The sequence below is a fragment of the Streptomyces sp. SID12501 genome, from assembly GCF_010550245.1.
Taxonomy (GTDB): domain Bacteria; phylum Actinomycetota; class Actinomycetes; order Streptomycetales; family Streptomycetaceae; genus Streptomyces.
The window spans coordinates 1-418 of sequence record NZ_JAAGLU010000814.1; the positions used below are offsets into that span (position 1 = coordinate 1).

1 protein-coding gene is annotated in these 418 nt (G+C 68.2%); it reads right to left on the minus strand.

Annotation, left to right across the window (positions count from 1 at the left end):
* Positions 1 to 17: 17 nt before the first annotated feature.
* Positions 18 to 254 (minus strand): 30S ribosomal protein S18, encoded by a 237-nt coding sequence (rpsR, locus tag G3I71_RS48600; protein WP_013118893.1) that lies wholly within the window; start codon positions 252 to 254, stop codon positions 18 to 20.
* Positions 255 to 418: the final 164 nt, after the last annotated feature.

The following is a 418-nucleotide window of genomic DNA, read 5'->3' on the forward strand; positions in this document are numbered from 1 at the left end:
CATGGGTCAGTCCTTTCTCAGCGGGCCGACGACGAGTACGGCAGGAGGGCCATCTCACGGGCGTTCTTCACCGCACGGGCGATCTGGCGCTGCTCCTGGACGGAGACGCCGGTCACGCGACGCGCGCGGATCTTGCCGCGGTCGGAGATGAACTTGCGGAGCAGAGCCGTGTCCTTGTAGTCGACCGTCTCGATCTTGGCGGCCTTGAGGGGGTTCTGCTTCTTCTTGGGCTTGCGGACGACGGGCTTGGCCATCGTGGTGCTCCTTGTCTGTGGAGCCCCGAGCGTTGCCGTGCTCGGGGATGAGAATCAGGTGTGCGAGGCGCCGATCAGAACGGGGGCTCGTCGGAGTAGCCGCCGCCGGACCCGCCCGCGGGCGTCGCCCACGGGTCTTCGGTCTGGCCGCCGCCACCGGAGGA